This is a genomic window from Pseudomonas putida, assembly GCF_030159595.1.
Classification (GTDB): domain Bacteria; phylum Pseudomonadota; class Gammaproteobacteria; order Pseudomonadales; family Pseudomonadaceae; genus Aquipseudomonas; species Aquipseudomonas putida_AC.
Genome location: NZ_BSKJ01000005.1, coordinates 131,953 through 158,209, shown reverse-complemented (window position 1 = coordinate 158,209; position 26,257 = coordinate 131,953). Strand labels below are relative to the sequence as shown.

At 62.4% G+C, this 26,257-nt stretch carries 27 protein-coding genes; all 27 read left to right on the top strand.

Translation table 11 applies throughout. The features are described from left to right. Positions 1–36 precede the first annotated feature (36 nt). The 27 genes from QQL85_RS13065 to flhF all read left to right on the top strand — a co-directional run bounded on the left by QQL85_RS13065 (position 37) and on the right by flhF (position 26,170). Positions 37–414 (top strand): flagellar protein FlaG, encoded by a 378-nt coding sequence (locus tag QQL85_RS13065; RefSeq protein ID WP_284354008.1) that lies wholly within the window; start codon positions 37–39, stop codon positions 412–414. Positions 415–495: 81 nt separating this feature from the next. Then, positions 496–1,908 (top strand): flagellar filament capping protein FliD, encoded by a 1,413-nt coding sequence (gene fliD, locus QQL85_RS13060; RefSeq protein ID WP_284354007.1) that lies wholly within the window; start codon positions 496–498, stop codon positions 1,906–1,908. A gap of 137 nt (positions 1,909–2,045) precedes the next feature. After that, positions 2,046–2,441 carry a flagellar export chaperone FliS gene (gene fliS, locus QQL85_RS13055; RefSeq protein WP_284354006.1) on the top strand — a complete coding sequence of 132 codons (396 nt, stop codon included), beginning with the start codon at positions 2,046–2,048 and terminating at the stop codon, positions 2,439–2,441. A gap of 14 nt (positions 2,442–2,455) precedes the next feature. Continuing rightward, a complete protein-coding gene (locus tag QQL85_RS13050) occupies positions 2,456–2,752 on the top strand; it encodes a flagellar protein FliT (protein WP_284354005.1) in 297 nt (98 codons plus the stop codon). A gap of 167 nt (positions 2,753–2,919) precedes the next feature. After that, the gene (fleQ, locus tag QQL85_RS13045) at positions 2,920–4,395 is read left to right on the top strand and encodes a transcriptional regulator FleQ (RefSeq protein ID WP_284354004.1); all 1,476 of its coding nucleotides are present in this window, start codon (positions 2,920–2,922) and stop codon (positions 4,393–4,395) included. A 141-nt stretch (positions 4,396–4,536) separates the two neighbouring features. Beyond that, a complete protein-coding gene (locus tag QQL85_RS13040; RefSeq protein WP_284354003.1) occupies positions 4,537–5,754 on the top strand; it encodes a sensor histidine kinase in 1,218 nt (405 codons plus the stop codon). Continuing rightward, the gene (locus QQL85_RS13035) at positions 5,754–7,109 is read left to right on the top strand and encodes a sigma-54-dependent transcriptional regulator (RefSeq protein ID WP_284354002.1); all 1,356 of its coding nucleotides are present in this window, start codon (positions 5,754–5,756) and stop codon (positions 7,107–7,109) included. The genes QQL85_RS13040 and QQL85_RS13035 overlap by 1 nt, the downstream gene beginning before the upstream one ends. A 116-nt stretch (positions 7,110–7,225) precedes the next feature. Beyond that, positions 7,226–7,558 (top strand): flagellar hook-basal body complex protein FliE, encoded by a 333-nt coding sequence (gene fliE / locus QQL85_RS13030; protein ID WP_284354001.1) that lies wholly within the window; start codon positions 7,226–7,228, stop codon positions 7,556–7,558. 15 nt (positions 7,559–7,573) lie between these two features. After that, positions 7,574–9,352, top strand: coding sequence for a flagellar basal-body MS-ring/collar protein FliF (gene fliF / locus QQL85_RS13025; RefSeq protein WP_284354000.1), 1,779 nt, complete (start codon positions 7,574–7,576; stop codon positions 9,350–9,352). Then, entirely contained in the window at positions 9,345–10,364 is a 1,020-nt protein-coding gene (fliG, locus tag QQL85_RS13020; RefSeq protein ID WP_016488432.1) for a flagellar motor switch protein FliG, read from the top strand. The genes fliF and fliG overlap by 8 nt, the downstream gene beginning before the upstream one ends. Positions 10,365–10,545: 181 nt before the next feature. After that, positions 10,546–11,325, top strand: a complete 780-nt coding sequence (gene fliH, locus QQL85_RS13015) for a flagellar assembly protein FliH (protein WP_284353999.1) — start codon at positions 10,546–10,548, stop codon at positions 11,323–11,325. Further along, entirely contained in the window at positions 11,315–12,670 is a 1,356-nt protein-coding gene (gene fliI, locus QQL85_RS13010; RefSeq protein ID WP_284353998.1) for a flagellar protein export ATPase FliI, read from the top strand. Before fliH ends, fliI begins: the two co-directional genes overlap by 11 nt. A 6-nt stretch (positions 12,671–12,676) precedes the next feature. Continuing rightward, a complete protein-coding gene (fliJ, locus tag QQL85_RS13005) occupies positions 12,677–13,129 on the top strand; it encodes a flagellar export protein FliJ (protein ID WP_284353997.1) in 453 nt (150 codons plus the stop codon). A 105-nt stretch (positions 13,130–13,234) separates the two neighbouring features. After that, entirely contained in the window at positions 13,235–13,540 is a 306-nt protein-coding gene (locus tag QQL85_RS13000) for an STAS domain-containing protein (protein WP_284353996.1), read from the top strand. An 8-nt stretch (positions 13,541–13,548) separates the two neighbouring features. Next, positions 13,549–15,240, top strand: a complete 1,692-nt coding sequence (locus QQL85_RS12995; protein ID WP_284353995.1) for a fused response regulator/phosphatase — start codon at positions 13,549–13,551, stop codon at positions 15,238–15,240. Positions 15,241–15,288: 48 nt separating this feature from the next. Then, positions 15,289–15,636: an Hpt domain-containing protein gene (locus QQL85_RS12990; RefSeq protein WP_284353994.1), complete on the top strand. Its 348-nt coding sequence runs from the start codon at positions 15,289–15,291 to the stop codon at positions 15,634–15,636. Between the two features lie 72 nt (positions 15,637–15,708). Further along, positions 15,709–16,968 (top strand): flagellar hook-length control protein FliK, encoded by a 1,260-nt coding sequence (locus QQL85_RS12985; RefSeq protein ID WP_284353993.1) that lies wholly within the window; start codon positions 15,709–15,711, stop codon positions 16,966–16,968. Between the two features lie 219 nt (positions 16,969–17,187). Next, positions 17,188–17,685, top strand: coding sequence for a flagellar basal body-associated protein FliL (fliL, locus tag QQL85_RS12980; RefSeq protein WP_284353992.1), 498 nt, complete (start codon positions 17,188–17,190; stop codon positions 17,683–17,685). Positions 17,686–17,694: 9 nt separating this feature from the next. After that, a complete protein-coding gene (gene fliM, locus QQL85_RS12975; RefSeq protein ID WP_284353991.1) occupies positions 17,695–18,663 on the top strand; it encodes a flagellar motor switch protein FliM in 969 nt (322 codons plus the stop codon). 47 nt (positions 18,664–18,710) lie between these two features. Further along, entirely contained in the window at positions 18,711–19,178 is a 468-nt protein-coding gene (gene fliN, locus QQL85_RS12970; RefSeq protein WP_284353990.1) for a flagellar motor switch protein FliN, read from the top strand. A 12-nt stretch (positions 19,179–19,190) separates the two neighbouring features. Beyond that, positions 19,191–19,634: a flagellar biosynthetic protein FliO gene (gene fliO / locus QQL85_RS12965; RefSeq protein WP_284353989.1), complete on the top strand. Its 444-nt coding sequence runs from the start codon at positions 19,191–19,193 to the stop codon at positions 19,632–19,634. Continuing rightward, entirely contained in the window at positions 19,634–20,389 is a 756-nt protein-coding gene (fliP, locus tag QQL85_RS12960) for a flagellar type III secretion system pore protein FliP (RefSeq protein WP_284353988.1), read from the top strand. The genes fliO and fliP overlap by 1 nt, the downstream gene beginning before the upstream one ends. Before the next feature lie 21 nt (positions 20,390–20,410). Further along, positions 20,411–20,680, top strand: a complete 270-nt coding sequence (fliQ, locus tag QQL85_RS12955) for a flagellar biosynthesis protein FliQ (protein ID WP_284353987.1) — start codon at positions 20,411–20,413, stop codon at positions 20,678–20,680. 7 nt (positions 20,681–20,687) lie between these two features. Further along, complete coding sequence (gene fliR, locus QQL85_RS12950) at positions 20,688–21,464, top strand: flagellar biosynthetic protein FliR (RefSeq protein ID WP_284353986.1); 777 nt, start codon at positions 20,688–20,690, stop codon at positions 21,462–21,464. Between the two features lie 2 nt (positions 21,465–21,466). Beyond that, positions 21,467–22,609 carry a flagellar biosynthesis protein FlhB gene (flhB, locus tag QQL85_RS12945; RefSeq protein ID WP_284353985.1) on the top strand — a complete coding sequence of 381 codons (1,143 nt, stop codon included), beginning with the start codon at positions 21,467–21,469 and terminating at the stop codon, positions 22,607–22,609. A 112-nt stretch (positions 22,610–22,721) separates the two neighbouring features. Then, a complete protein-coding gene (gene flhA / locus QQL85_RS12940) occupies positions 22,722–24,851 on the top strand; it encodes a flagellar biosynthesis protein FlhA (RefSeq protein WP_284353984.1) in 2,130 nt (709 codons plus the stop codon). A gap of 11 nt (positions 24,852–24,862) precedes the next feature. Then, positions 24,863–26,170: a flagellar biosynthesis protein FlhF gene (gene flhF, locus QQL85_RS12935; protein ID WP_284353983.1), complete on the top strand. Its 1,308-nt coding sequence runs from the start codon at positions 24,863–24,865 to the stop codon at positions 26,168–26,170. Positions 26,171–26,257: the final 87 nt, after the last annotated feature.

The window sequence follows — 26,257 nt, the reverse complement described above, 5'->3', positions numbered from 1 at the left end:
GGCGCTTCCCCGCCTTTTCGTTATGAGGTGGTAGACATGGACATGAGCGTCAAGCTGAATCTGTCCTATCCGGCATCCCGCCCCGCCGAACAGGCTGGCGAAAAACCGGTTGCCCGCGCCGAGGAAGCTTCGCGCAGCGGCAGTGACACGCTGGTACCCAATGCCATCAATGCTGCCGAGCACAGCAATGATGCCGAAAAAGTGAAAAGCGCTGTTTCGGAAATCGAAAAGTTTCTCAGCTCCACCCGCCGCAACCTGGAATTCTCCACGGACGAAGAATCCGGAAAGATCGTAGTCAAGGTCATCGCCAGTGAAACCGGCGAGTTGATCCGCCAATTGCCTTCTGAAGAGGCCTTGCGGATTGCGCATAACCTGAGCGATGTAAACAGTATTTTGTTCGACGCCAAGGTTTGATCGGCGGAGAATGTGCTAAAGCAGGAATCACGTCGGGCTTGCAGGAGCAGGTCCTGACGGTCAACAAAGAGGGATAACTGTATGGCGAGCACCCTGGTTTCCAGTATCGGTCAAGGTACGGGGCTGAATATCACCGAAATGGTCGCGGCGCTGGTCAATGCCGACACGGCGGCCAAGAAGGCGCAGATCACTCGGCAGACCAGCAACAATACCGCGATGATTTCCGGTGTGGGCTCGCTTCGCAGTGCCCTGACGGCGTTTCAGGACGCCATGGCAAAGCTGAACAGCTCCACCAGTCCCGCTTTCAATGCGTATGCCGCCAAGTCGGCCAACGAGTCAGTGGTCAAGGTGACGGCTGGCAACACGGCGGTGGCAGGCAGCTACGACATTGTGGTCAACAAGCTGGCGACCGGCTCGAAAGTGGCCAGTGCCCCGATCGCTGGCGGTGCGGCCGCAACGGTGACGGGTGGTACGCTGACCATCGAGCAGAATGGCAAAACCTATGAGCTCGAAGTTGAAGATGGCGCCTCGTTGCAGTCTGTGCGCGACCAGATCAACAAAGAGATGGGCGTTCAGGGTATCTCCGCCAACATCGTCAACGGCAAGGACGGTGCGCGGCTGGTGTTCAGCTCCACCACCACCGGTGCCAAGACCGACCTCATGGTCAGTGGTGTCCCTGAGCTTGAGATCGACGGTACTCAGCAGATGTCGGATACCGGCGCCGGGTTCATTACCGCCCAGGCGCAGGATGCCGAGCTGACCATCGACGGCCTGGTGGTCACCAGCAAAAAGAACACCATTACCGACGCCATCAGTGGCATCACGTTGGAGCTGACGGGCGTCAGTGCCAAGTCGGGCGCCGACGGTGTGCCCACCAATGTCTCGGTGTCGCAGGACAATGATGGCCTGAAGAAGTCGATTCAGTCGTTCGTCGATGCCTATAACACGTTGCAGAAAACCATTACCGCGCTGACCACGTCCACGCGTGACGCGGATGACAACCTGTCGCTCGGCCCGTTGAGCAACGACCCGACCACCCGTTCGCTGGTCAACGATGTTCGCAAGGTGCTGTCCGAGGTGGGGGCGGGTGACCAGCTGACGACCCTGAGCCAGCTGGGTATCAACACCATCAAAGATGGCACCCTCGAATTCAATTCGACCAAGTTCACCGCGGCGATGAACGACAAGAAGCTGGGCTCGGAAGTCCAGGAGTTGTTCACCGGTTCCAATGGGCTCATCGAGCGCATGAACAAGGCAATCGATCCGTACAACGCCACGGATGGCAGCCTGGCCACGCGCAAGGCCAGCCTGGATAAGGTGGCGAAGAACCTGGTGGACCAGCAGACCGCGCTGGATCGTCGTACCGAGGCGTTGACCGAGTCGCTGACCAAGAAGTGGGTGGCAATGGACACCGCGGTGGCCAAGCTCAATGCCCAGGCCGACCAGATCAAATCGGTTTTCGACGCTATCAACGCTCAGGCCAAGAACTCCTGATCGTTCTCGCGTTTTGCAATGCACAAGCCCGGCAGCGCCTAGCCTCGCTCCGGGCTTTTTGCGTTGGCACTAAAGTTTTTTGACGCTCAGGCGATACACAGGTACAAGCAACCTTTTCGCTGCAACGAGGTAGATCCATGAACCCGATGTTGGCCCTTCGGCAATACCAGAAAGTCAACGGCGTGGCGCAGACGTCCGAAGCCAGTCCGCACCGCCTGGTACAGATGCTTATGCAGGGCGGCCTTGATCGTATGGCCCAGGCCAAAGGTGCCATCGCGCGCAATGACATCGCGCAGCGCGGCATCTTGATCGGCAAGGCCATCGACATTATCGGTGGGCTGCGTGAAGGGCTGGACCTGGAAAACCATGCTGACAACCTGGCTGAGCTGGATAGCCTGTATATCTACATGAGTCGCCGTTTGACCGAAGCCAATCTCAAAGGCGACCCGGCCATCATCGACGAGGTCGCGCGCCTTATGATCACTGTGAAGGAAGGTTGGGACGCTATCGGCGATCAGTCGTCGGCTTCCTGATAAAGGAGCATGACATGAGCGAAGTAATCGCCCGAATCGAACAGACCCGGAACATGCTGCTGGCGGCGCTGGCCGACCGCGACTGGGAAGCGGTGGGGGAGTTGGACCTGGAATGCCGTCTGCGCATCGGAGACATGGTGTCCGAAGCCAAAGGCAATGAGGCGGATGTCAGTGCCAGCCTTGAGCAACTGTTGGCCGTTTACCGCCAGCTAATCGAGGTTGCAAGTGGCGAGCGTCAATCCTTGGTCGATGAAATGACGAAAATCCGTCAGGCGAAGAACGCGGCAAAGGTATACCATTTGTTCACCTGACCACCGATGTTGCAAAAAGCCGTGCGCCATTTATTTGACTGACCGGTGTTTTTTGACTTTACTAGTGGCTGTTTTCGAATTTCAGACGTCCGAACACTGACCATTCAGTCGGAATGATGTCGAGCTCGCCCACAGGGCGCCGATATGACTAGGGAAGTTGCTATTGCATGTGGCGTGAAACCAAGATTCTGCTGATCGACGACGACAGCGCACGCCGCCGCGACTTGGCGGTGGTGCTCAATTTTCTCGGCGAAGAAAACCTCGCTTGCTCAAGCCAGGACTGGCAGCAAGTGGTCGAGCCGTTGTCTTCCAGTCGTGAAGTGTTGTGTGTGCTTATCGGCACTGTGAACGCATCGGGCAATCTTCTTGGGCTGCTTAAGACAGTGGCTGCCTGGGATGAGTTCCTTCCGGTTCTGCTTTTAGGTGAAATTTCTTCTGCCGAGCTGCCTGAAGAGCTTCGCCGCCGTGTTCTTTCCAATCTGGAAATGCCGCCAAGCTACAGCCAGCTGCTGGATTCGCTGCACCGTGCCCAGGTCTACCGCGAAATGTACGACCAGGCGCGTGAGCGCGGTCGCCAGCGCGAGCCCAACCTGTTCCGCAGCCTGGTCGGTACCAGCCGTGCCATCCAGCATGTGCGGCAGATGATGCAGCAAGTGGCTGACACCGATGCCAGCGTGCTGATCCTGGGCGAGTCGGGCACGGGCAAGGAAGTGGTGGCGCGTAACCTGCACTACCACTCCAAGCGCCGCGAAGCGCCGTTCGTGCCGGTCAACTGTGGCGCGATCCCGGCCGAGTTGCTGGAAAGCGAGCTGTTCGGCCACGAGAAGGGTGCCTTTACCGGTGCGATCACCAGTCGCGCCGGGCGTTTCGAGCTGGCCAATGGGGGCACCTTGTTCCTTGATGAAATTGGCGACATGCCGTTGCCGATGCAGGTCAAGCTGCTGCGTGTGCTGCAGGAGCGTACGTTCGAGCGTGTGGGTAGCAACAAGACCCAGAGCATCGATGTGCGCATCATCGCCGCGACGCACAAGAACCTCGAAACCATGATCGAGGACGGCACCTTCCGCGAAGACCTGTATTACCGCCTGAACGTGTTCCCGATCGAGATGGCGCCGCTGCGTGAGCGGGTGGAAGACATTCCGTTGCTGATGAACGAACTCATTTCGCGCATGGAGCACGAAAAGCGCGGTTCCATTCGCTTCAACTCGGCGTCGATCATGTCGCTGTGCCGTCACGGCTGGCCGGGCAATGTGCGCGAGTTGGCCAACCTGGTCGAGCGCATGGCGATCATGCACCCGTACGGGGTAATTGGTGTGTCGGAGCTGCCGAAGAAGTTCCGCTACGTCGACGATGAAGACGAGCAGATGGTCGACAGCCTGCGCAGCGACCTGGAAGAGCGCGTGGCGATCAACGGCCACACGCCGAGCTTCAGCAACCACGCCATGCTGCCGCCCGAAGGTCTAGACCTCAAGGACTACCTTGGTAGCCTGGAGCAGGGCCTGATCCAGCAGGCGCTGGATGATGCCAACGGTATCGTTGCGCGCGCGGCTGAACGTTTGCGTATTCGTCGTACCACCCTGGTCGAGAAGATGCGCAAGTACGGCATGAGCCGCCAGGGCGGCGAGGACCAGGCAGAGGACTGATGTCGCCTGGTCCGGCCTCTTCGCAGGTTTACCCGCGAAGAGGCCCCCACAGGCAACCTAATTCCCCATCCCCGGCACGGCTATTGCTACAACGCTGGCAACATACCGTTTTTATGACGGTCAGCCACGCGAGAGAGCACGATGCCCCAGGCCGCCCATGTATCCCTAGCCCCCGACCAGCAGGGGCAAACCCAGGTGGAACAGGAAAGCCGCCAGGGTGTCGAGCAAGCCTTTGCCTTGTTCAATCAGGTGTCCAGCCAGCTGAGCCAGTCCTACAGCCTGCTCGAAGCCCGGGTCAGCGAGCTCAAGGGTGAGCTGGCGGTGGTCAGTGCCCAGCGCATCGCCGAGCTCAGCGAGAAGGAGCGTCTGGCCAACCGCTTGCAAAATCTGTTGGACCTGTTGCCTGGCGGGGTGATCGTGATCGATGGTCAGGGCCTGGTGCGTGAAGCCAACCCGGCCGCCTGCGAGCTGCTCGGTGAGCCGCTGATCGGCCAGCTGTGGCGCCAGGTGATAGCGCGTAGTTTTGCCCCGCGCAAGGACGATGGCCATGAAGTCTCGCTGCGTGATGGCCGCAGGCTGTCCATCGCGACCCGCTCGCTGGATGCCGAGCCAGGTCAGCTTGTGCTGCTCAACGACCTGACTGAAACCCGTCGCCTGCAAGGCCAGCTGGCCCGTCACGAGCGCCTGTCATCGCTGGGGCGCATGGTCGCCTCGCTGGCCCATCAGATCCGCACGCCGCTGTCGGCAGCCATGCTCTACGCCAGCCACCTGGCTGACAGCGAACAGCACCTGAGCGACGAAACCCGTCAGCGCTTTGCCGCTACCTTGAAGGAACGCCTGCACGAGCTGGAGCACCAGGTGCGCGACATGCTGGTATTCGCCCGTGGCGAGTTGCCGCTGGGTGATCGGGTAACCCCGAAGGCGTTGTTCCAGGGTTTGCAGCAGGCGGCTCAGGCCCATGTGCAGGGGCACGCGGTGCGGTGGCAATGCGACAGTCACCTGGGTGAGCTGTTGTGCAACCGCGACACCTTGGTGGGTGCTTTGCTCAACCTGATCGAAAATGCCCTGCAGGCCGGCGACGGTCCCGCGCGGCTGAAGGTGCACCTGTACCGCCGTGAGCGCACCTTGCACCTGTGCGTCAGCGATGCCGGCAGCGGCATAGATGCCGATTTGCTCGGCCGCCTGGGCGAGCCGTTCCTTACCACCAAGGCCACCGGTACCGGTTTGGGTCTGGCCGTGGTCAAGGCCGTGGTGCGCGCCCACCAAGGCAGGATCAGCCTGCGCTCGAAGGTTGGTCGTGGTACCTGCGTGCGGGTAGAGCTGCCATTGATCGATGGGCAATTGGCGGAGGGGGTGTAATGTCAATCAAGGTGCTGCTGGTCGAGGACGACCGCGTATTGCGCCAGGCGCTGGGCGACACCCTGGAAATCGGCGGTTTCGCCTACCAGGCGGTGGGGAGTGCCGAAGAGGCGCTGGAGGCCGTGCTGGAAGACGCTTTCAGCCTGGTGGTCAGTGACGTGAACATGCCTGGCATGGACGGGCACCAGTTGCTCAGCCAGCTGCGCCGTCAGCAACCACAGTTGCCGGTGTTGCTGATGACCGCGCACGCCGCCGTCGAGCGTGCGGTCGAGGCGATGCGCCAAGGCGCTGCCGATTACCTGGTCAAGCCGTTCGAGCCCAAGGCGCTGCTCAGCCTGGTCGAGCGGCATGCCGCCGGGCGCGTGAATAGCGAAGAAGGCCCGGTGGCTTGCGAGCCGGCCAGCCGCCAGTTGCTCGAGCTGGCCGCCCGGGTGGCGCGCAGTGACTCGACCGTGCTGGTTTCTGGTGAATCCGGTACCGGCAAGGAAGTGCTGGCGCGCTACATTCACCAGCAGTCGCCACGCGCAGCGCAGCCCTTCGTTGCGATCAACTGCGCGGCGATCCCCGACAATATGCTGGAGGCTACCCTGTTTGGCCACGAAAAGGGCGCCTTTACCGGTGCCATCGCTGCCCAGGCGGGAAAGTTCGAACAGGCCGAAGGTGGCACCTTGCTGCTCGACGAGATTTCGGAAATGCCGATGGCCTTGCAGGCCAAGTTGCTGCGCGTGCTGCAGGAGCGTGAGGTCGAGCGGGTAGGAGGGCGCAAACCTGTCAGCCTCGATATTCGAGTGCTTGCTACCACCAACCGTGACCTGGCCGGCGAAGTGGCGGCAGGGCGCTTTCGTGAAGACCTGTACTATCGCCTGTCGGTGTTCCCGCTGGCCTGGCGCCCGCTGCGTGAACGCCCGGGTGACATCCTGCAGCTGGCCGAGCGCCTGTTGGCGCGGCATGTGGCCAAGATGAAGCACGCCCCGGTGCGGCTGTCCGCTCAGGCTCGGGCCTGCCTGCAGGCTTATGCCTGGCCGGGCAACGTGCGCGAGCTGGACAACGCCCTGCAGCGGGCGCTGATCCTGCAGCAAGGGGGGGTGATCGAGGCGGCGGATTTTTGTCTGGAAGGCGCCATTCCATTGTCGGCCTGCACCGAGCCATCACCTGAGGTGGCGGTTGAGGCAAGCGGGCTGGGTGATGACATGCGTCGCCACGAGTACCAGATGATCATCGACACCCTGCGCGCCGAGCGCGGCCGCCGCAAGGAGGCGGCTGAGCGCCTCGGGATCAGTCCGCGTACCTTGCGGTACAAGCTGGCGCAGATGCGCGATGCCGGGTTCGACGTCGAGGCCAGTCTGTTCGGCTGAAGATCGAAGCGGCCCCGGATTGTCTGGCATACATAGGCTGGCACCTTTGTTGCTTTAGGTAGGCTATCCGCCGCATGAGTGTCAAAAAAATGCGGCCGCAGGGAGAGAGAAGGGTCATGAGCCAAGGTGTTGAATTCAATCGTCTGATGTTGGACATGCGGGCCATGCAGGCCGATGCCATGTCGTTGCCGAAGGTCGCTGCAGCCCCGGAGCTGGCGCCGGGGCAAAGTACCTTTGCCGACATGCTCGGCCAGGCCATCGGCAAGGTGCATGAGACGCAGCAGGCTTCGACCCAGCTGTCCAACGCCTTCGAAATCGGCAAGAGCGGCGTCGACCTGACGGATGTGATGATCGCTTCGCAAAAGGCCAGCGTATCGATGCAGGCCCTGACCCAGGTACGCAACAAGGTGGTTCAGGCGTACCAAGACATCATGCAGATGCCGGTTTGAGGACGGATGTAAACCATGGCTGAAGCAGTCGTCGACAACCCCCCTGCCAAGACAGGCACGCCAGCGGCCAAGCGGCCGCTGCCTGGTATGTCGTTCCTGGAAAACATCGCACAGATGCCGATGCTGCGTCAGGTCGGCCTCATGGTCGGCCTGGCGGCCAGCGTGGCGATCGGCTTTGCCGTGGTGCTGTGGTCGCAACAACCCGATTATCGTCCGTTGTACGGCAGCCTGTCGGGCATGGACACCAAGCAGGTCATGGACACCCTGGCCGCTGCCGACATCCCCTATAACGTGGAGCCCAACTCGGGTGCTCTGCTGGTCAAGGCCGACGACCTCTCCCGTGCGCGCCTGAAACTGGCCGCCGCCGGGGTGGCGCCGAGCGACGGCAACGTCGGTTTCGAACTGCTCGACAAGGAGCAGGGCCTGGGTACCAGCCAGTTCATGGAGGCCACCCGCTACCGCCGCAGCCTGGAAGGCGAACTGGCACGGACCGTTTCCAGCCTGAACAACGTCAAGGGTGCGCGCGTGCACCTGGCCATCCCGAAAAGTTCGGTGTTCGTGCGCGACGAGCGCAAGCCCAGCGCTTCGGTACTGGTCGAGCTCTACCCAGGCCGAGCCCTGGAAGCCGGTCAGGTGATGGCCATCGTCAATCTGGTCGCCACCAGCGTACCTGAACTGGACAAATCCCAGGTCACCGTCGTCGACCAGAAGGGTAACTTGCTGTCCGAGCAGTTGCAGGATTCTGCATTGACCGAAGCCGGCAAGCAGTACGACTACAGCCGCCGCATGGAAAGCATGCTCACTCAGCGTGTGCGCAACATCCTGCAGCCCGTGCTGGGCAATGACCGTTACAAGGCCGAAGTGTCTGCTGACCTGGACTTCAGTGCCGTCGAGTCGACCGCCGAGCAGTTCAACCCCGACCAGCCGGCCCTGCGCAGCGAGCAGTCGGTCGACGAGCAGCGCGCCAGCAGCCAAGGCCCGCAAGGCGTGCCAGGCGCGCTGAGCAACCAGCCGCCAGGCGCCGCTTCGGCACCACAAACCACGGGCGGTGCTGCTACTCCGGCCGCGGCGATTCAGCCAGGCCAGCCGCTGGTGGATGCCAACGGCCAGCAGATCATGGACCCGGCCACCGGCCAACCGATGCTCGCGCCATACCCGTCGGACAAACGCCAGCAAAGCACGAAAAACTTCGAGCTCGATCGCTCCATCAGCCATACCCGTCAGCAGCAAGGGCGCATGACCCGCCTGTCGGTGGCCGTGGTGGTGGACGACCAGGTCAAGGTTGACCCGGCTACCGGTGACACCACCCGTGCGCCGTGGGGCGCCGAAGACCTGGCGCGCTTTACTCGCCTGGTGCAGGACGCAGTCGGTTTCGATGCCAGCCGTGGCGACAGCGTGACGGTGATCAACGTGCCGTTCGCCGTCGACCGTGGCGAAGAAGTGGCTGAAATCGCCTTCTATCAGCAGCCGTGGTTCTGGGACATCGTCAAGCAAGTGCTGGGCGTGGTGTTCATCCTGGTGCTGGTGTTCGGCGTACTGCGGCCAGTGCTCAACAACATCACAGGGGGCGGCAAGCAGGCTGCCTCGGATGGCGACATGGAGCTGGGCGGCATGGTGGGGTTGGATGGCGAACTGGCCAACGATCGCGTCAGCCTGGGTGGCCCGACAAGCATTCTGCTGCCTAGCCCGAGCGAGGGTTACGAGGCACAGCTCAACGCAATCAAAGGCCTGGTGGCCGAAGACCCGGGCCGTGTAGCCCAGGTCGTGAAAGACTGGATCAACGCCGATGAGTGATAACCGAGCCGTTACCGCCAAGCTGAGCCGCGTCGACAAGGCGGCGATCCTTTTGCTCTCGCTGGGCGAGACCGATGCGGCTCAGGTGCTGCGGCACATGGGCCCCAAGGAAGTGCAGCGGGTGGGTGTGGCCATGGCGCAGATGGGTAATGTGCACCGCGACCAGGTCGAGCAGGTGATGAGCGAGTTCGTTGACATCGTCGGCGACCAGACCAGCCTGGGCGTGGGCTCTGATGCCTACATCCGCAAAATGCTCAACCAGGCGCTGGGCGAAGACAAGGCCAATGGCCTGGTCGATCGTATCCTGCTCGGCGGCAATACCAGTGGCCTGGACAGCTTGAAGTGGATGGAGCCGCGTGCGGTCGCCGACGTGATCCGCTACGAACACCCGCAGATCCAGGCCATCGTGGTGGCCTATCTCGACCCTGATCAGGCGGGTGAAGTGTTGAGCAACTTCGACCACAAGGTGCGCCTGGACATCGTCTTGCGCGTGTCGTCGCTGAACACCGTGCAGCCGGCGGCGCTGAAGGAACTGAACCAGATCCTCGAGAAGCAGTTCTCGGGCAATTCCAACGCTGCACGCACCACCCTGGGCGGCATCAAGCGTGCTGCCGACATCATGAACTTCCTCGACAGCTCGGTGGAAGGTGCACTGATGGATGCGATCCGCGAAGTTGACAGTGACCTGTCGGAGCAGATCGAAGACCTGATGTTCGTCTTCAACAACCTCGCCGACGTCGACGACCGTGGCATCCAGGCGCTGCTGCGTGAAGTGTCGTCCGACGTGCTGGTGGTGTCGCTCAAGGGTGCCGACGAGCGGGTCAAGGACAAGATCTTCAAGAACATGTCCAAACGTGCTTCGGAACTGCTGCGCGACGACCTGGAGGCCAAGGGGCCGGTACGGGTCAGCGACGTGGAAACGGCGCAGAAGGAAATCCTCACCATCGCCCGCCGCATGGCCGAAGCCGGCGAGATCGTGCTTGGCGGCAAGGGTGCCGAGGAAATGATCTGATCCATCAGGTCAGCTAATGGAATTTTGAGGGCTGGTGCGGTCCTTGTGGGCGTTGGCTTGCCGGCGATGAGGCCCGCTCAGGCACCGGTGTTGCTTGGCAAGGGCTGCGCCCTGATCGCCGGCAAGCCAGCTCCCACAGAGGCCCGTGTTGGTCGAACATGCTTGTTGAGTACCTGAAAACATGTCCACCAAAGAACACCACCCCAGCGACCTGATCCGCGCCCGCGACCTCGAGGGCGTGGATGTGTGGACGCTGCCCAGCTTCGATCCTGAACCGGAGCCTGAACCCGAGCCCGAGCCGGAGCCGGAGGTCGTTGAAGAAGTCGAGGAAGTGCCGCTGGAAGAAGTCCAGCCGCTGACCCTGGAAGAGCTCGAAGCCATCCGCCAGGAAGCCTACAACGAAGGTTTTGCCACCGGAGAGCGCGAGGGTTTTCACAGCACCCAGCTCAAGGTTCGCCAGGAGGCCGAGGAGGCCTTGAAGGTCAAGCTGGAGAGCCTTGAGCGGCTGATGGCCAACCTGATGGAGCCGATCGCCGAGCAAGACACTCAGATCGAAAAAACCGTGGTGCATCTGGTCGCCCATATGACCCGCCAGGTGATTGGCCGTGAGCTGCGCAATGATTCCAGCCAGATCACCCAGGTACTGCGTGAGGCGCTCAAGCTGCTGCCCATGGGCGCGGACAATATCCGCATCCATCTCAATCCGCAGGACTTCGAGTTGGCCAAGGCCCTGCGCGAACGCCATGAGGAAAGCTGGCGGCTGCTGGAAGACAGCGCACTGCTGCCCGGAGGTTGCCGCATCGAGACGCTTCACAGCCGTATCGATGCAACCATGGAGACGCGCATCGAAAAAGCCGTGGCGCAACTGTTCGACCAACTGCACGACCACGCGCTGCACCCGGCCGCGCCGGACATGACGGTAGACCTGGACGCCCAGGTGGACACTGCTGATGCACCTTGAGCGCACCAGTTTCGGCAAGCGCCTGGGCAGCTATGCCGAAGCCATCGAGCTGCCGGCCCAGCCCGTCGTCGAAGGCCGCCTGCTGCGCATGGTCGGCCTCACCCTGGAAGCCGAAGGCCTGCGTGCTGCGGTGGGCAGCCGCTGCCTGGTGATCAACGACGACAGCTACCACCCTGTGCAGGTCGAAGCCGAAGTCATGGGTTTTTCCGGGCCCAAGGTGTTCCTCATGCCGGTTGGCAGTATCGTCGGCATTGCCCCGGGGGCCCGGGTGGTGCCGTTGGATGACAGCGGCCGCCTGCCCATGGGCATGAGCATGCTCGGCCGCGTGCTGGACGGTGCTGGCCGCGCGCTGGATGGCAAGGGCGGGATGAAGGCGGAGGACTGGGTGCCGATGGATGGCCCGGTGATCAACCCGCTCAACCGCGACCCTATCAGCAAACCGCTGGACGTGGGCATTCGCAGCATCAATGGCCTGCTTACCGTCGGCCGTGGTCAGCGGCTTGGCCTGTTTGCCGGTACCGGCGTGGGTAAATCGGTATTGCTGGGCATGATGACCCGCTTCACCGAGGCCGAAATCATCGTGGTCGGCCTGATCGGCGAGCGGGGCCGTGAGGTGAAGGAGTTCATCGAACACATCCTCGGGGAAGAGGGCTTGAAGCGCTCGGTGGTGGTGGCGTCGCCTGCCGACGACGCGCCGCTCATGCGCCTTCGCGCCGCCATGTATTGCACACGTATTGCCGAATACTTCCGCGACAAGGGCAAGAACGTGCTGTTGCTGATGGACTCGCTCACCCGTTTCGCCCAGGCCCAGCGGGAAATCGCCCTGGCCATCGGTGAGCCGCCGGCCACCCGGGGCTACCCGCCGTCTGTGTTCGCCAAGCTGCCCAAGCTGGTGGAGCGGGCCGGCAACGGCGAGCCGGGCGGTGGCTCGATCACTGCGTTTTATACCGTGCTGTCTGAAGGTGACGACCAGCAGGACCCGATCGCTGACGCGGCGCGGGGCGTGCTCGATGGCCACTTCGTGCTGTCGCGGCGACTGGCTGAAGAAGGCCATTACCCGGCCATCGACATTGAAGCGTCGATCAGTCGGGTGATGCCTCAGGTGGTCGACGCTGACCATTTGCGCCAGGCGCAGAAATTCAAGCAGTTGTGGTCGCGCCTGTCGCAAAGCCGCGACCTGATCAGCGTGGGGGCCTATGTGGCCGGCGGCGATCCGGAAACCGACTTGGCCATTGCCTTGCAATCAAAGCTGGTGGAGTTCTTGCGCCAGGGCCTGAGCGAAAACGTGGGCATGGCGCAGAGCCGCGAACAGTTGGGGGCGATTTTCACGCCCCCGGCAGGCTGATAGGCCATGGCGCTGCCCGGACGCGCCGCGCGCCTGGCGCCAGTGGTGAGCATGGCCGAGGAGGCCGAGCGCAAGGCCGCCCAGCGCCTTGGGCACTTCCAGCAGCAGGTGGCCACGGCCCAGGCCAAGCTGGCTGAGCTGGAGCGCTTCCGCGAGGATTACCAGCTGCAGTGGATCAACCGCGGCGGGCAGGGCGTGAATGGCAGTTGGCTGGTCAACTACCAGCGTTTCCTTGGGCAGTTGGAAACGGCCATGACCCAGCAGCGCCAGAGCCTGGTCTGGCACCAGAACAACCTCAACAATGCGCGTGGCATCTGGCAGCAGGCTTATGCCCGGGTAGAGGGGTTGCGCAAGCTGGTGCAGCGTTACATGGACGAAGCCCGACGGGCTGAAGACAAGCGTGAGCAGCGCCTGCTGGATGAGCTGTCCCAGCGCTTGCCCCGGCAAAACCATCTTTAGCCTGTACCGTCCCTATCGCCGGTACAAGTATGACCTTGCCACCCCTGCCATCGCCTGCTAAACCTTAAAGGAGTTGCATCCGCCATCATCGAAGGAATCGCTAGCATGGCAGTCGAGACTGATTTTTCGCAGGACGGGAAAAAGCTGACGATCAAGATCAAGGGGCGCTTCGATTTCGGCAAGCATCAGGAATTTCGTGACGCCTACGAACGCCAGCCCGTTCCGCCCGATTCGGTGATCGTCGACCTGAAAGACACCACCTACCTCGACAGTTCCGCGCTCGGCATGCTGCTGTTGCTGCGCGACCATGCGGGCGGCGATGAGTCGGATGTGCGGGTGGTGCATGCCAGCTCCGACGTGCGCAAGATACTCGCCATCTCCAATTTCGAAAAACTCTTCGATATCAGTTGAGCGCCGACATGCCGGCCGAACAGCCGTTGACCGTGTTGGTCGCCGAGGACGGTGCCGCCGACCGCCTGCTGCTGGCACAGATCGTTCGCCGTCAGGGCCACCAGGTGTTCACCGCAGAAAACGGCGAGCAGGCGGTGGCGCTGTTTCAGGAGCGGTGCCCGCAGCTGGTGTTGCTGGACGCGTTGATGCCGGTGATGGACGGCTTCGAGGCGGCGCGGCAGATCAAGGCCCTGGCCGGTGAGGCGCTGGTGCCGATCATTTTCCTGACTTCACTGAACGAAGAGGAAGGCTTGGTGCGCTGCCTTGAGGCTGGCGGCGATGACTTCATGGCCAAACCCTACAGTGCGGTGATCCTCGCTGCCAAGATTCGCGCCATGGACCGGTTGCGCCGCTTGCAAGCCACCGTGCTGGAGCAGCGTGACCAGATCACCCGGCACCATCACCACCTGCTCAACGAGCAGCGGGTGGCCAAGGCCGTTTTCGATAAGGTGGCCCACTCCGGTTGCCTTTCTGCGCCCAACATCCGCTACCTGCAGTCACCCTATGCGCTGTTCAATGGCGACCTGATGCTGGCCGCGTTCACCCCGGCCGGCGACATGCGCGTGTTGCTGGGTGACTTTACCGGCCATGGCCTGCCGGCGGCGGTTGGCGCCATGCCGCTGGCTGAGGTGTTCTACGGCATGACCGCCAAGGGCTACGGCATGGCGCCGATCCTGCGCGAGATGAACGCCAAGCTCAAACGCATCCTGCCGGTGGACATGTTCTGTTGCGCGATGCTGCTCAACCTCAGCATGCAGCGCGGCTCGGTGGAGGTGTGGAATGGCGGGATGCCCGATGGCTATCGCCTGTCGGTGGATGGCCAGGTGCTGTCGGCGCTGCGTTCGCGGCATCTACCGCTGGGTATTCTGGCTGCCGAGCGTTTTGACGACAGCACCGAGGTGCTTCCGTTGGCGCCGGGTGAGCGCCTGCTGCTGTTGTCGGATGGCGTGCTCGACACCGCTGACGACCAGGAGCGCCTGTTCGGCGTGCAGCGCCTGCTGGCGGTGTTGGCCGACAACCGCGACCCGGTGCGGTTGTTCGACGAGGTGATGCAGGCCCTGGAGCGCTTTGGCGGGCGCCCGCGCGATGACATCAGTTTGTGTGACATACGCATGTTCAGTGCCGAGGAGCGCGTGCCGGCACCGATGATCTACGCTGATAGCGGCCGCTCCAGCCCGTTGGACTGGTCGCTGAGCTTCGAAGTGCGTGGCGAGAGCCTGAAAAACTTCAACCCGGTACCGTACCTGGTGCAGTTGTTGCAGGAAATTCATGGTCTGCGTGCGCGCACCGGCAGCTTGCACAGCGTCCTCAGCGAGTTGTATTCCAACGCCCTGGAGCATGGTGTGCTAGGGCTGGACTCGCAGCTCAAGCGCGATGTGCAGGGTTTTGCCGACTATTATCAGGAGCGCGCTCGGCGCCTGGGCTTGTTGACCGACGGCTTTGTGCGCATCGATTTCAAGGTTGAACCGCTCGCCGATGGCGGGCGTCTGAATATCGAGGTTCGCGACAGCGGCGCTGGCTTCGATGTGCAGCAGGTGCTGTCACGGCCTTCGCTGGACCAGGGGCTGAGCGGTCGTGGCCTGAACCTGGTGCGGCGGTTGGCCAGCGACGCGTGCTGGAGCGAGGGCGGGCGTTGCGCGCATGTGGCGTTCGTATGGTGAGCCACTGGCTGGCTCGGGCATAATCTGGCTTGATCAAGGAGTGAACAAGTGACTGACATGCATATTGACCACAAGGTACTCAGTGACCTGCGTGAGGTCATGGAGGATGGCTACCTGCAGTTGGTGCAGACGTTTCTCGACGATTCCGAGCGGCGACTAGGCCAGTTGCACGCGGCCAAAAGCGCTGAAGAGCTCGGTGCGGCTGCTCACAGCTTCAAGGGCAGCAGCAGCAACATGGGCGCTGTGGCCTTGGCCGGCCTGTGTCAGCAACTGGAAGAGCGTGCGCGGCGGCCCCCACTGTTCGGCATCGAAGACCTGATCAACCGCATCGACCAGGAGTTCGTCGAGGTGCAGCACTTCTACCGTGGTGAACAGCAACGTATTTCTGCGGGCTGATACACAACTTGGCGCGAGTCTTGCTTGTCTCTGAGCGGATTATTCTTTTGTTTCTGGCGCGGAGACCGCTCGATGCCTGTCGCACCCAACCCTTTGTTGCAAGCCAACGCCATTGCCAGCGCTTCGCGTTCGGCCGCCGCACAGGCGGACAAACCGCTGCAGGCGCTGGGCGACAAGGGTGATGGCTTTGGCCAGGTGATGGCAAGGCAGGGGCGAGACAAGGCAGCCTGGCAGGATGACAAGGTCGCCCAGGCCAAGCCCAAGGACAAACCTGAGGCGGCAGCGAACGGCAAGAAAGACCCTGCAGATAAAACGGCGGTTGCCGATGACGGCAACAAATTGCCAGCAGACGATGCGGCCCAGGGCGATACCGGGTTGCGTGATGCCAGCCTGGTGGCTGGCCAGGTCACCGACGCCCAACCCGGTGCGCAACTGATCCAGGCTCAGGCCGAGGCGGTGGCGCCAGTGCTGCAGGCCGCGACGGCGCAGGTTACGACACTGCCCGAAGCGCCATCCGCCGAAGAGGCTTTCGACCCGGATGCAGACCCTCTGGCCAACCTGCCAACCCTGCGCCTGGCACTGGAGCAAAGTGCTCAAGCCAAGGGGGCTACGTCGGCGCATGCCCTTGACCCTTCCCAGGCGCAGGGTGAGGATGGCCAGGCAGCCGTCAATACCTTGGCGAATCTGGTCGAGAGTGCCGAGGGTGAGGCGGGAGAGCCTGGCGACAAGGCCTTCGGTGCCTTGCTTGAAGATGGCCTGAAGGACACCAAGAGCGCCAGCAGCGACACGCGTGTCGATGATTTTGCCAACCGCCTGGCCAGCCTGACCCAGGCTGCCACGGCCAAGACCGCCAACGCTCTGCCGGCCAATGCCAGTCCGCTGCACCAGCCCTTGCCGATGAACCAGGGCGCCTGGGCCGAGGGCCTGGTCAACCGGGTCATGTACCTGTCCAGCCAGAACCTGAAGTCTGCCGATATCCAGCTGGAGCCGGCAGAGTTGGGCCGCCTGGACATTCGCGTCAATGTTGCGGCGGACCAGGCGACCCAGGTCACCTTCATCAGCGGCCACGCCGGCGTGCGCGACGCCCTCGACAGCCAGCTGCACCGCCTGCGCGAACTGTTCGCTCAGCAGGGGCTGGCCCAGCCGGACGTCAACGTGGCCGACCAGTCGCGTGGGCAGCAGCAACAGCAGCAGGCGCAGGCGCAGGGCAGTAACCTGTCCGGCGTGGCGGCGCGCCGGGCAGAGCAGGGTGGGGGTGAAGTTGCCGACAGCGCCCAGCCTGTGGAGCAGCAGGTCGTTATTGGTGACAGTGCGGTCGATTACTACGCTTGATTGCAGGTTGCTTGTACCGGCCTCTTCGCGGGCAAGCCCGCTCCCACAGGGATTTCATTGATTTCGAACCCTGTGCAGTACCTGTGGGAGCGGGCTTGCCCGCGAAGAAGGTAACGCCGCAAATCCTGCTGAAACCCATCCTTTGCAAAATCTGGCATAACACTTGCTCAAGCCAAGCCATCCTCCCTTGAACCCCCCGATGGACGACGGATTATTGGCATGGCGAAGAGCGAAGCAGTCAAAGACCCCGCCACTAAAGGCAAACTCAAGCTGATCCTGCTGGCTGTCGTCGGCCTGTTCCTGGCGATCGGCCTTTCGGTGGGCGCTACCTGGTTCATCATGCACAAGAGCGAGCCGGCCCCGGCCGCCGAGCCTGCGGCCAGCAACGTCAAGCCTGCGGCTATCTACGAGGCGTTGACCCCGGCCTTCGTGGTCAACTTCAACCAGAACGGCCGCCAGCGCTACATGCAACTGAGCGTCACCCTGCAGGCGCGCAACCAGGCCGACCTGGATGCCCTCAAAGTGCACATGCCGGTTATCCGCAACAACCTGGTGATGATGTTCTCCGGGCAGGGTTTCGACACCCTCGCCAGCAGCCCGGTCGGGCAGGAGATGCTGCGCCAGAAGGCCACTGCGGTGGTGCAGGAAGTGGCGCAGAAGGAAGTCGGCAAGCCGGTCATCGACCAGTTGCTGTTCACCAATTTCGTATTGCAGTAGGAGTCCGCAATGGCCGTACAGGACCTGCTGTCCCAGGATGAAATCGATGCCCTGTTGCACGGCGTCGACGACGGGCTGGTGCAGACCGAGAGTGCATCCGAGCCTGGCACTATCAAAAGCTACGACCTGACCAGTCAGGACCGTATCGTGCGCGGTCGCATGCCGACCCTGGAAATGATCAACGAGCGTTTCGCCCGATACACCCGCATCAGCATGTTCAACCTGCTGCGCCGCTCCGCCGATGTAGCCGTGGGGGGGGTGCAGGTGATGAAGTTCGGCGAGTACGTGCACTCCCTGTATGTGCCGACCAGCCTCAACCTGGTCAAGATCAAGCCGCTGCGCGGCACCTCGCTGTTCATCCTCGACGCCAAGCTGGTGTTCAAGCTGGTGGACAACTTCTTCGGCGGCGATGGCCGCCACGCCAAGATCGAAGGCCGTGAATTCACGCCCACCGAACTGCGGGTGGTGCGCATGGTGTTGGACCAGTGTTTCGTCGACCTCAAGGAAGCCTGGCAGGCGATCATGCCGGTCACCTTCGAGTACATGAACTCCGAGGTAAACCCGGCCATGGCCAACATTGTCGGCCCCAGCGAGGCGGTAGTGGTGTCCACCTTCCATATCGAGCTGGATGGTGGCGGTGGCGACCTGCATGTGACCATGCCGTATTCGATGATCGAGCCAGTGCGCGAAATGCTCGATGCCGGCTTCCAGTCCGACCTGGACGACCAGGACGAGCGCTGGGTCAAGGCCCTGCGCGAAGACGTGCTGGATGTGGCCGTGCCCATGACCGCCACGGTCGCCCGACGCCAACTGAAGCTGCGCGACATCCTGCACATGCAGCCTGGCGACGTGATCCCGGTGGAGCTGCCCGAGCACCTGGTGCTGCGCGCCAATGGCGTGCCGGCGTTCAAGGCCCGGCTGGGTTCGCACAAGGGCAACCTGGCCCTGCAGATCATCGACCCGATCGAACGCCGCTGACGGCGTGCCGGTCGCTCATAACGAATTGAATGCCTGTCGAGGAAATCATGGCTAACGAAAACGAGATCACCTCCCCAGAGGACCAGGCGCTGGCCGATGAATGGGCTGCGGCCCTGGAAGAAACCGGCGCGGCCGGCCAGGCCGACATCGATGCACTGCTGGGTGGTGACGCCGGCAGCAGCGGCGGCCCGGGCCGCCTGCCGATGGAAGAGTTCGCCAGCTCGCCGAAGCCGAACGAAAACGTCAGCCTCGAAGGCCCGAACCTGGACGTGATCCTGGACATCCCGGTGAACATTTCCATGGAAGTGGGCAGCACCGAGATCAATATCCGTAACCTGTTGCAACTGAACCAGGGTTCGGTGATCGAACTCGACCGCCTGGCCGGCGAGCCGCTCGACGTGCTGGTGAACGGCACCTTGATCGCCCATGGCGAAGTGGTGGTGGTCAACGAAAAGTTCGGCATCCGCCTGACCGACGTGATCAGCCCCAGCGAACGTATCAAGAAGCTGCGCTGAGTGAAGGGCACGATGCGCGCCATCGCTGCGGCAGCGGCGCTGTTCACCAGCCATGCCTGCCTGGCCGCAGCCACCCCGGCAGCGACTCCGGTAGCCACCCCGATGGTGCCGGGTAGCCTTGGTGGGCAGTTGGCGCAGATGGTCTTGGGCCTGCTGCTGGTGGTCGGCCTGATCTTCTTTCTGGCCTGGATGCTGCGGCGCCTGCAGAGCACGGCGGTGAAGGGGGGGCAGGTGATCGAGATTGTCGGCAGCCGTGCCATTGGCCCGCGTGACCGCCTGCTGCTGGTGCAGGTGGGCAAGGCGCAGATCCTGATCGGCCATACCCCAGGCAGCATCGAGGCCCTGCATGTGCTGGCCGAGCCCGTGGAAGTGCCGGACGGCGCTCGTCAGGCGACGCCGGAGTTTGCTCAGCGGCTGATGGAGCTGATGGGCAAAAACCCTAAGGACAACAAGTGATGAGCGGCGCGCTGCGTACGTTGTTGACTCTGGTGCTGCTGCTGGCAGCGCCGCTGGCCCTGGCCGCCGACCCGCTGTCGATCCCGGCCATTACCCTGTCCAATACCCCGGACGGGCAGCAGGAATATTCGGTCAGCCTGCAAATCCTGCTGATCATGACCGCGCTGAGCTTCATTCCGGCGTTCGTCATCCTGATGACCAGCTTCACCCGCATCATCATCGTGTTCTCGATCCTGCGCCAGGCCCTGGGCCTGCAGCAGACGCCATCGAACCAGTTGCTCAACGGCATGGCGCTGTTCTTGACCCTGTTCATCATGGCCCCGGTGTTCGAGCGCGTGAACCAGGATGCCCTGCAGCCGTACCTGAAAGAGCAGATGACCGCCCAGCAGGCCATCGACAAAGCCCAGGGGCCGCTCAAGGACTTCATGCTGGCGCAAACCCGGCAAAGCGACCTCGACCTGTTCATGCGCCTGTCCAAGCGCACTGACATCGCCGGCCCCGACCAGGTGCCACTGACCATTCTGGTGCCAGCGTTCGTCACCTCCGAGCTGAAGACCGCGTTCCAGATCGGTTTCATGATCTTCATTCCGTTCCTGATCATCGACATGGTGGTGGCCAGTGTGCTGATGGCCATGGGTATGATGATGTTGTCGCCGCTGATCATCTCGCTGCCGTTCAAAATCATGCTGTTCGTGCTGGTGGATGGCTGGGCGCTGATCATGGGTACCCTGGCCAGCAGTTTCGGCGGCGTCTGACGCCGTCAAGGAGAGCCGCCGATGACACCTGAAGTCGCTGTCGACCTGTTCCGAGATGCCCTGTGGCTGACCACTTTACTGGTCGCCGTGCTGGTTGTGCCGAGCCTGTTGGTGGGCCTGGTGGTGGCGATGTTCCAGGCAGCCACGCAAATCAACGAACAGACCCTGAGCTTTCTGCCGCGTCTGCTGGTGATGCTGATCACGCTGATCATTGCCGGGCCGTGGCTGGTGCAGAAGTTCATGGAGTACATCACCCGTCTTTACACCAGCATCCCGCAGCTGATTGGTTGACGCGGGGATGCTGGAGCTGACCGATGCGCAGATCGGCACCTGGGTCGCCACCTTCATCCTGCCGTTGTTCAGGGTAACTGCGGTGCTGATGACCATGCCGATTTTCGGCACGCGTATGTTGCCGGCGCGGGTGCGGCTGTATGTGGCGGTTGCGATTACCGTGGTGATCGTGCCTGCACTGCCGCCGCTGCCCGAATTCGAACCGCTGAGCCTGCGCGGTTTGCTGCTGTGCGCCGAGCAGATCATCGTTGGCGCGCTGTTTGGCCTGGCCTTGCAGTTGTTGTTCCAGGCCTTCGTGATTGCCGGGCAGATCGTTGCGGTGCAGATGGGCATGGCCTTTGCTTCGATGGCTGACCCTGCCAACGGCGTCAACGTCACGGTAATCAGCCAGTTCATGACCATGCTGGTGAGCGTGCTGTTCCTGTTGATGAACGGGCACCTGGTGGTGTTCGAGGTCCTGACCGAGAGCTTTACCACCTTGCCGGTGGGAAATGCGCTGGTGGTCAATCACTTCTGGGAGCTGGCCGGGCGTATGGGCTGGGTGTTCGGTGCCGGGCTGTTGTTGATCTTGCCGGTGATCGCTGCGCTGCTGGTGGTGAACATCGCCTTTGGCGTGATGACCCGCGCCGCGCCACAGTTGAATATCTTCTCGATCGGCTTCCCGTTGACGCTGGTCATGGGCATGGCCATTTTCTGGGTCGGCCTGGCCGATATCCTCTCCCACTACCAGGCATTGGCCAGCGAAGCGCTGCAATGGTTGCGTGAATTGGCAAGGGCGCGCTGAGCATGGCGGAAAGCGAGAGCGGTCAGGACAAGACAGAAGAACCCACCGAAAAGCGCAAGCGCACTGCCCGCGAGAAGGGCGAGATCGCGCGCTCCAAAGAGTTGAACACCGTGGCGGTGACCTTGGCCGGCGCGGGTGGCCTGCTGGCGTTTGGTGGGCATCTGGCCGAGACCTTGCTGGCCATGATGCACATGAATTTCAGCCTGACCCGCGACATGATCGTCGATGAGCGGGCCATGGGCGCCTTTCTCCTGGCGTCGGGCAAGATGGCCATCTGGGCGGTACAGCCAATATTGATCCTGTTGTTCGTGATCGCCTTTGTCGCGCCTATCGCCCTGGGCGGTTTCCTGTTTTCTGGCAGCCTGTTGCAGCCGAAATTCAGCCGTATGAACCCGTTGTCGGGGATCAAGCGCATGTTCTCGGTGAATGCCCTGACCGAGTTGTTGAAGGCGCTCGCCAAGTTTTCCGTGATTCTGGTGGTGGCGATAGTGGTGTTGCTCAATGACCGCCAGGCGTTGCTTTCCATTGCCAATGAGCCATTGGAGCAGGCGATCATTCACAGTGTTCAGGTGGTCGGCTGGAGTGCGCTGTGGATGGCGGCAGGGTTGTTGCTGATTGCGGCGGCGGATGTGCCATTCCAGCTGTGGCAGGCGCACAACAAGCTGAAGATGACCAAGCAGGAAGTGCGTGACGAGTACAAGGACAGTGAGGGCAAGCCTGAGGTCAAGCAGCGTATTCGCCAGTTGCAGCGTGAAGCTTCGCAGCGGCGCATGATGGCGGCAGTGCCTGATGCAGACGTGATCATCACCAACCCGACGCACTACGCGGTGGCCTTGCAATACGACCCGGAAAAGGGTGGGGTGGCGCCCCTGTTGCTGGCCAAGGGTACCGACTTCATTGCCTTGAAAATCCGCGAGATTGGCGTGGAACACAAGGTCCAGATCCTCGAATCGCCGGCGCTGGCGCGGGCGATTTATTACTCCACCGAAATTGAGCAGGAAATCCCCGCAGGCCTTTACCTGGCGGTGGCGCAGGTGCTGGCCTATGTGTTCCAGATCCGCCAGTACCGCTCCGGCAAGGGTAAGCGGCCAGAGCCGCTGAAAGACGATCTGCCGATCCCGCCGGACCTGCGCCGCGACAGTTGACCTGATCCCATAGAGAAACTATGCCCGTCCTCTGGCAAAGTTGGAAGGCTTCTTGCAAAGCCACGCCCAGGCGCCCCCTGGGCGTCAAAGTTTTGCATCAAGAGGACTCGCGGTGGATCGCACTCAGTTAATCAGCAACGCCCGTAACAACCTGGTCGGGCTCGGCCGGGGCAACCTGGGTGTGCCGCTGTTGCTGCTGGTGATGTTGGCAATGATGATGTTGCCGATACCGCCGTTCCTGCTCGACGTGTTCTTCACCTTCAACATCGCCCTGTCGATCGTGGTGCTGCTGGTGTGCGTGTACGCCCTGCGCCCGCTCGACTTCGCCGCGTTCCCGACCATCCTGCTGGTGGCCACGCTGTTGCGCCTGGCCCTGAACGTGGCCTCCACCCGTGTGGTGATGCTGCACGGCCAGGAGGGCCATGGCGCCGCCGGTAAGGTGATTCAGGCCTTCGGTGAAGTGGTGATCGGCGGCAACTATGTGGTCGGTGCCGTGGTGTTCGCCATCCTCATGATCATCAACTTCGTGGTGGTGACCAAGGGCGCCGGGCGTATTTCGGAAGTGAGCGCCCGCTTCACCCTCGACGCCATGCCGGGTAAGCAGATGGCCATCGACGCCGACCTCAATGCCGGCCTGATCGACCAGGCCCAGGCCAAGCACCGCCGTGCCGAGGTGGCGCAAGAGGCCGAGTTCTATGGCTCGATGGACGGTGCCAGCAAATTCGTCCGTGGTGACGCCATCGCCGGCTTGCTGATCCTGTTCATCAACCTGATCGGCGGCATGCTCATCGGCATGTTGCAGCACGGCATGAGCTTCGGTGACGCGGGCAAGGTGTACGCTCTGCTGACCATCGGTGACGGTTTGGTGGCGCAGTTGCCATCACTGCTGCTGTCCACCGCCGCCGCGATCATGGTCACCCGTGCCTCGGGCTCCGAGGACATGGGCAAGCTGATCAACCGGCAGATGTTCGATTCGCCCAAGGCGCTGGCGGTGTCCGGCGCGCTGATGATCGTCATGGGGCTGGTGCCGGGCATGCCGCATGTGGCGTTCCTCAGCCTCGGCCTGCTGGCGGGCGGTGGCGCCTACCTGGTATGGAAGAAACAGCAGAAAAACAGGCAGCAGGCACTGCAGGAAGCGCAGCGCCAGCAAGACCTGCTGCCCTCGCCACAGCGCGCGCTGGAAACCAAGGAGCTGGGCTGGGACGATGTCACGCCGATCGACATGATCGGCCTGGAAGTCGGCTACCGGTTGATTCCGCTGGTCGACCGCAACCAGGGTGGCCAGTTGCTGGCGCGGATCAAGGGTGTGCGCAAGAAGCTGTCGCAGGACCTGGGCTTCCTCATGCCCACCGTACACATTCGTGACAACCTCGACTTGCAGCCCAGCGCCTATCGCCTGACCCTGATGGGGGTGATCCTGGCCGAGGCGGAGATCTACCCGGACCGCGAGCTGGCGATCAACCCGGGGCAGGTATTCGGCACCCTCAATGGTATTGCCGCGCGCGATCCGGCATTCGGCCTGGAAGCCGTGTGGGTCGACGTTGGTCAGCGCTCGCAGGCGCAGTCGCTGGGCTACACCGTAGTGGATGCCAGCACCGTGGTGGCCACCCACCTCAACCAGATTCTGCAGAAGCACTGCCACGAGCTGATCGGCCACGAAGAGGTCCAGCAACTGTTGCAGGTGTTGGCCAAGGCATCGCCTAAACTTGCAGAAGAGCTGGTGCCGGGCGTCATTTCCTTGTCGGGCCTGCTCAAGGTGCTGCAAGCGCTGTTGTCGGAACAGGTGCCAGTGCGCGATATTCGCAGTATTGCCGAAGCCATCGCGAACAACGCTGGCAAGAGTCAAGATACCGCCGCGCTGGTGGCGGTGGTGCGCGTCGGATTGTGTCGCGCCATCGTGCAAAGCATTGTCGGCGTTGAGTCGGAGCTGCCAGTGATAACCCTGGAGCCAAGGTTGGAACAGATTTTGCTCAATAGTCTGCAAAGGGCCGGGCAGGGTCAGGAAGAGGGTGTTCTTCTGGAGCCTAGCATGGCCGAGAAGCTGCAACGTTCGCTGATCGAAGCGGCCCAGCGCCAGGAAATGCAGGGCCAGCCGGCCATCCTTCTGGTCGCCGGCCCGATCCGCGCCATGCTGTCGCGTTTCGGTCGCCTGGCTGTACCGAATTTGCATGTCCTGGCGTATCAGGAAATACCGGACAACAAGCAAGTCACCATCGTTGCCACCGTGGGCCCTAACGGCTGAGGTAGTGGATAATGCAAGTTAAGCGATTTTTCGCCGCCGATATGCGTCAGGCCATGAAACTGGTCCGTGATGAGCTGGGCGCCGATGCCGCGATCATTGGCAACCGTCGTATTGCCGGTGGTGTCGAACTGACGGCCGCGCTGGACTACAAGCTGTCCGCCCTGGCCCCGCGTGTGCCCAACGCCGAGCTGGAAGAAGAGCTGCGCAAGACGCATACGCGCATCGCCACTGCCCAGGCCGAACTGGACCACCGCTCGGACAGCAGTGACAACAACCGCCAATTGTTCGCCGGGCAGTCGCTGACCGCCGCCGAGCCGTTGATCGAGCCGCACGTCGATGCCCCTGAGGCTGCCGCTGCCCCGGCTGCGGCGCCAGTAGACCCGCGTTTGTTCGATGCCATGCGCTCCGAGCTGTCGGGGCTGCGCGAGTTGCTGGAAGTGCAACTCGGTTCGCTGGCCTGGACCCAGTTGCAAGGCAGCAAGCCGCAGCAGGCCAACCTGTGGCGGCGCCTGCAGCGCATCGGCCTGTCCGGGCCGATCGCCCGCGAACTGCTGGAACTGACCACCGAGATCGAAGAGCCACGCCAGGCCTGGCGCATGCTGTTGGCGCACCTGGCGCGTATGATCGAGATCCCGGAAATCGAACCGATCGAAGAGGGCGGGGTTATTGCCATGGTCGGCCCGGCCGGCATGGGCAAGACCACCACCCTGGCCAAGCTGGCCGCTCGCTATGTGCTCAAGTACGGCGCGCAGAACCTGGCCTTGGTAAGCATGGACAGCTTCCGTATCGGCGCCCAGGAGCAGCTCAAGACCCTGGGCCGCATCCTCAACGTACCGGTGACCTATGTCGACCCGGGCCAGTCGCTGGCCGCTGCGCTGGAACCGCTGCTGCGCAAGCGCGTGGTGCTGATCGATACCGCTGGCCTGCAGGCCAGTGACCCGGCGCTGCGCATGCAACTGGAAACCCTGGCCGGGCGTGGCATTGCCGCCAAGAACTACCTGGTGCTGGCCACCACCAGCCAGAAGCAGGTGCTGACCGCCGCCTACCACAGCTACAAGCGTTGTGGCCTGGCCGGCTGCATCCTGACCAAGCTCGATGAAACGGCAAGCCTTGGTGATGTACTGAGCCTTGCCATCAGTCATGAACTGCCTGTGGCCTACCTCACCGATGGCCCGCGCATTCCTGACGACCTGCACCTGCCGCGTGGCCACCAGTTGGTCTCCCGCGCGGTCAATGTGCAGCTGCAGGACGAGCCCAGCGAAGAGGCCATGGCCGACATGTTCGCTGATCTCTATCACAACCCACGGCGAGCGGGTTGACCATGAAGTGTGTGCAAAGTCGCTATGCCAAGGGGTACGCAGAATTACCCCGTGTGTGGCCTGAGTCCCAGCGAGACAAGGTAAAGA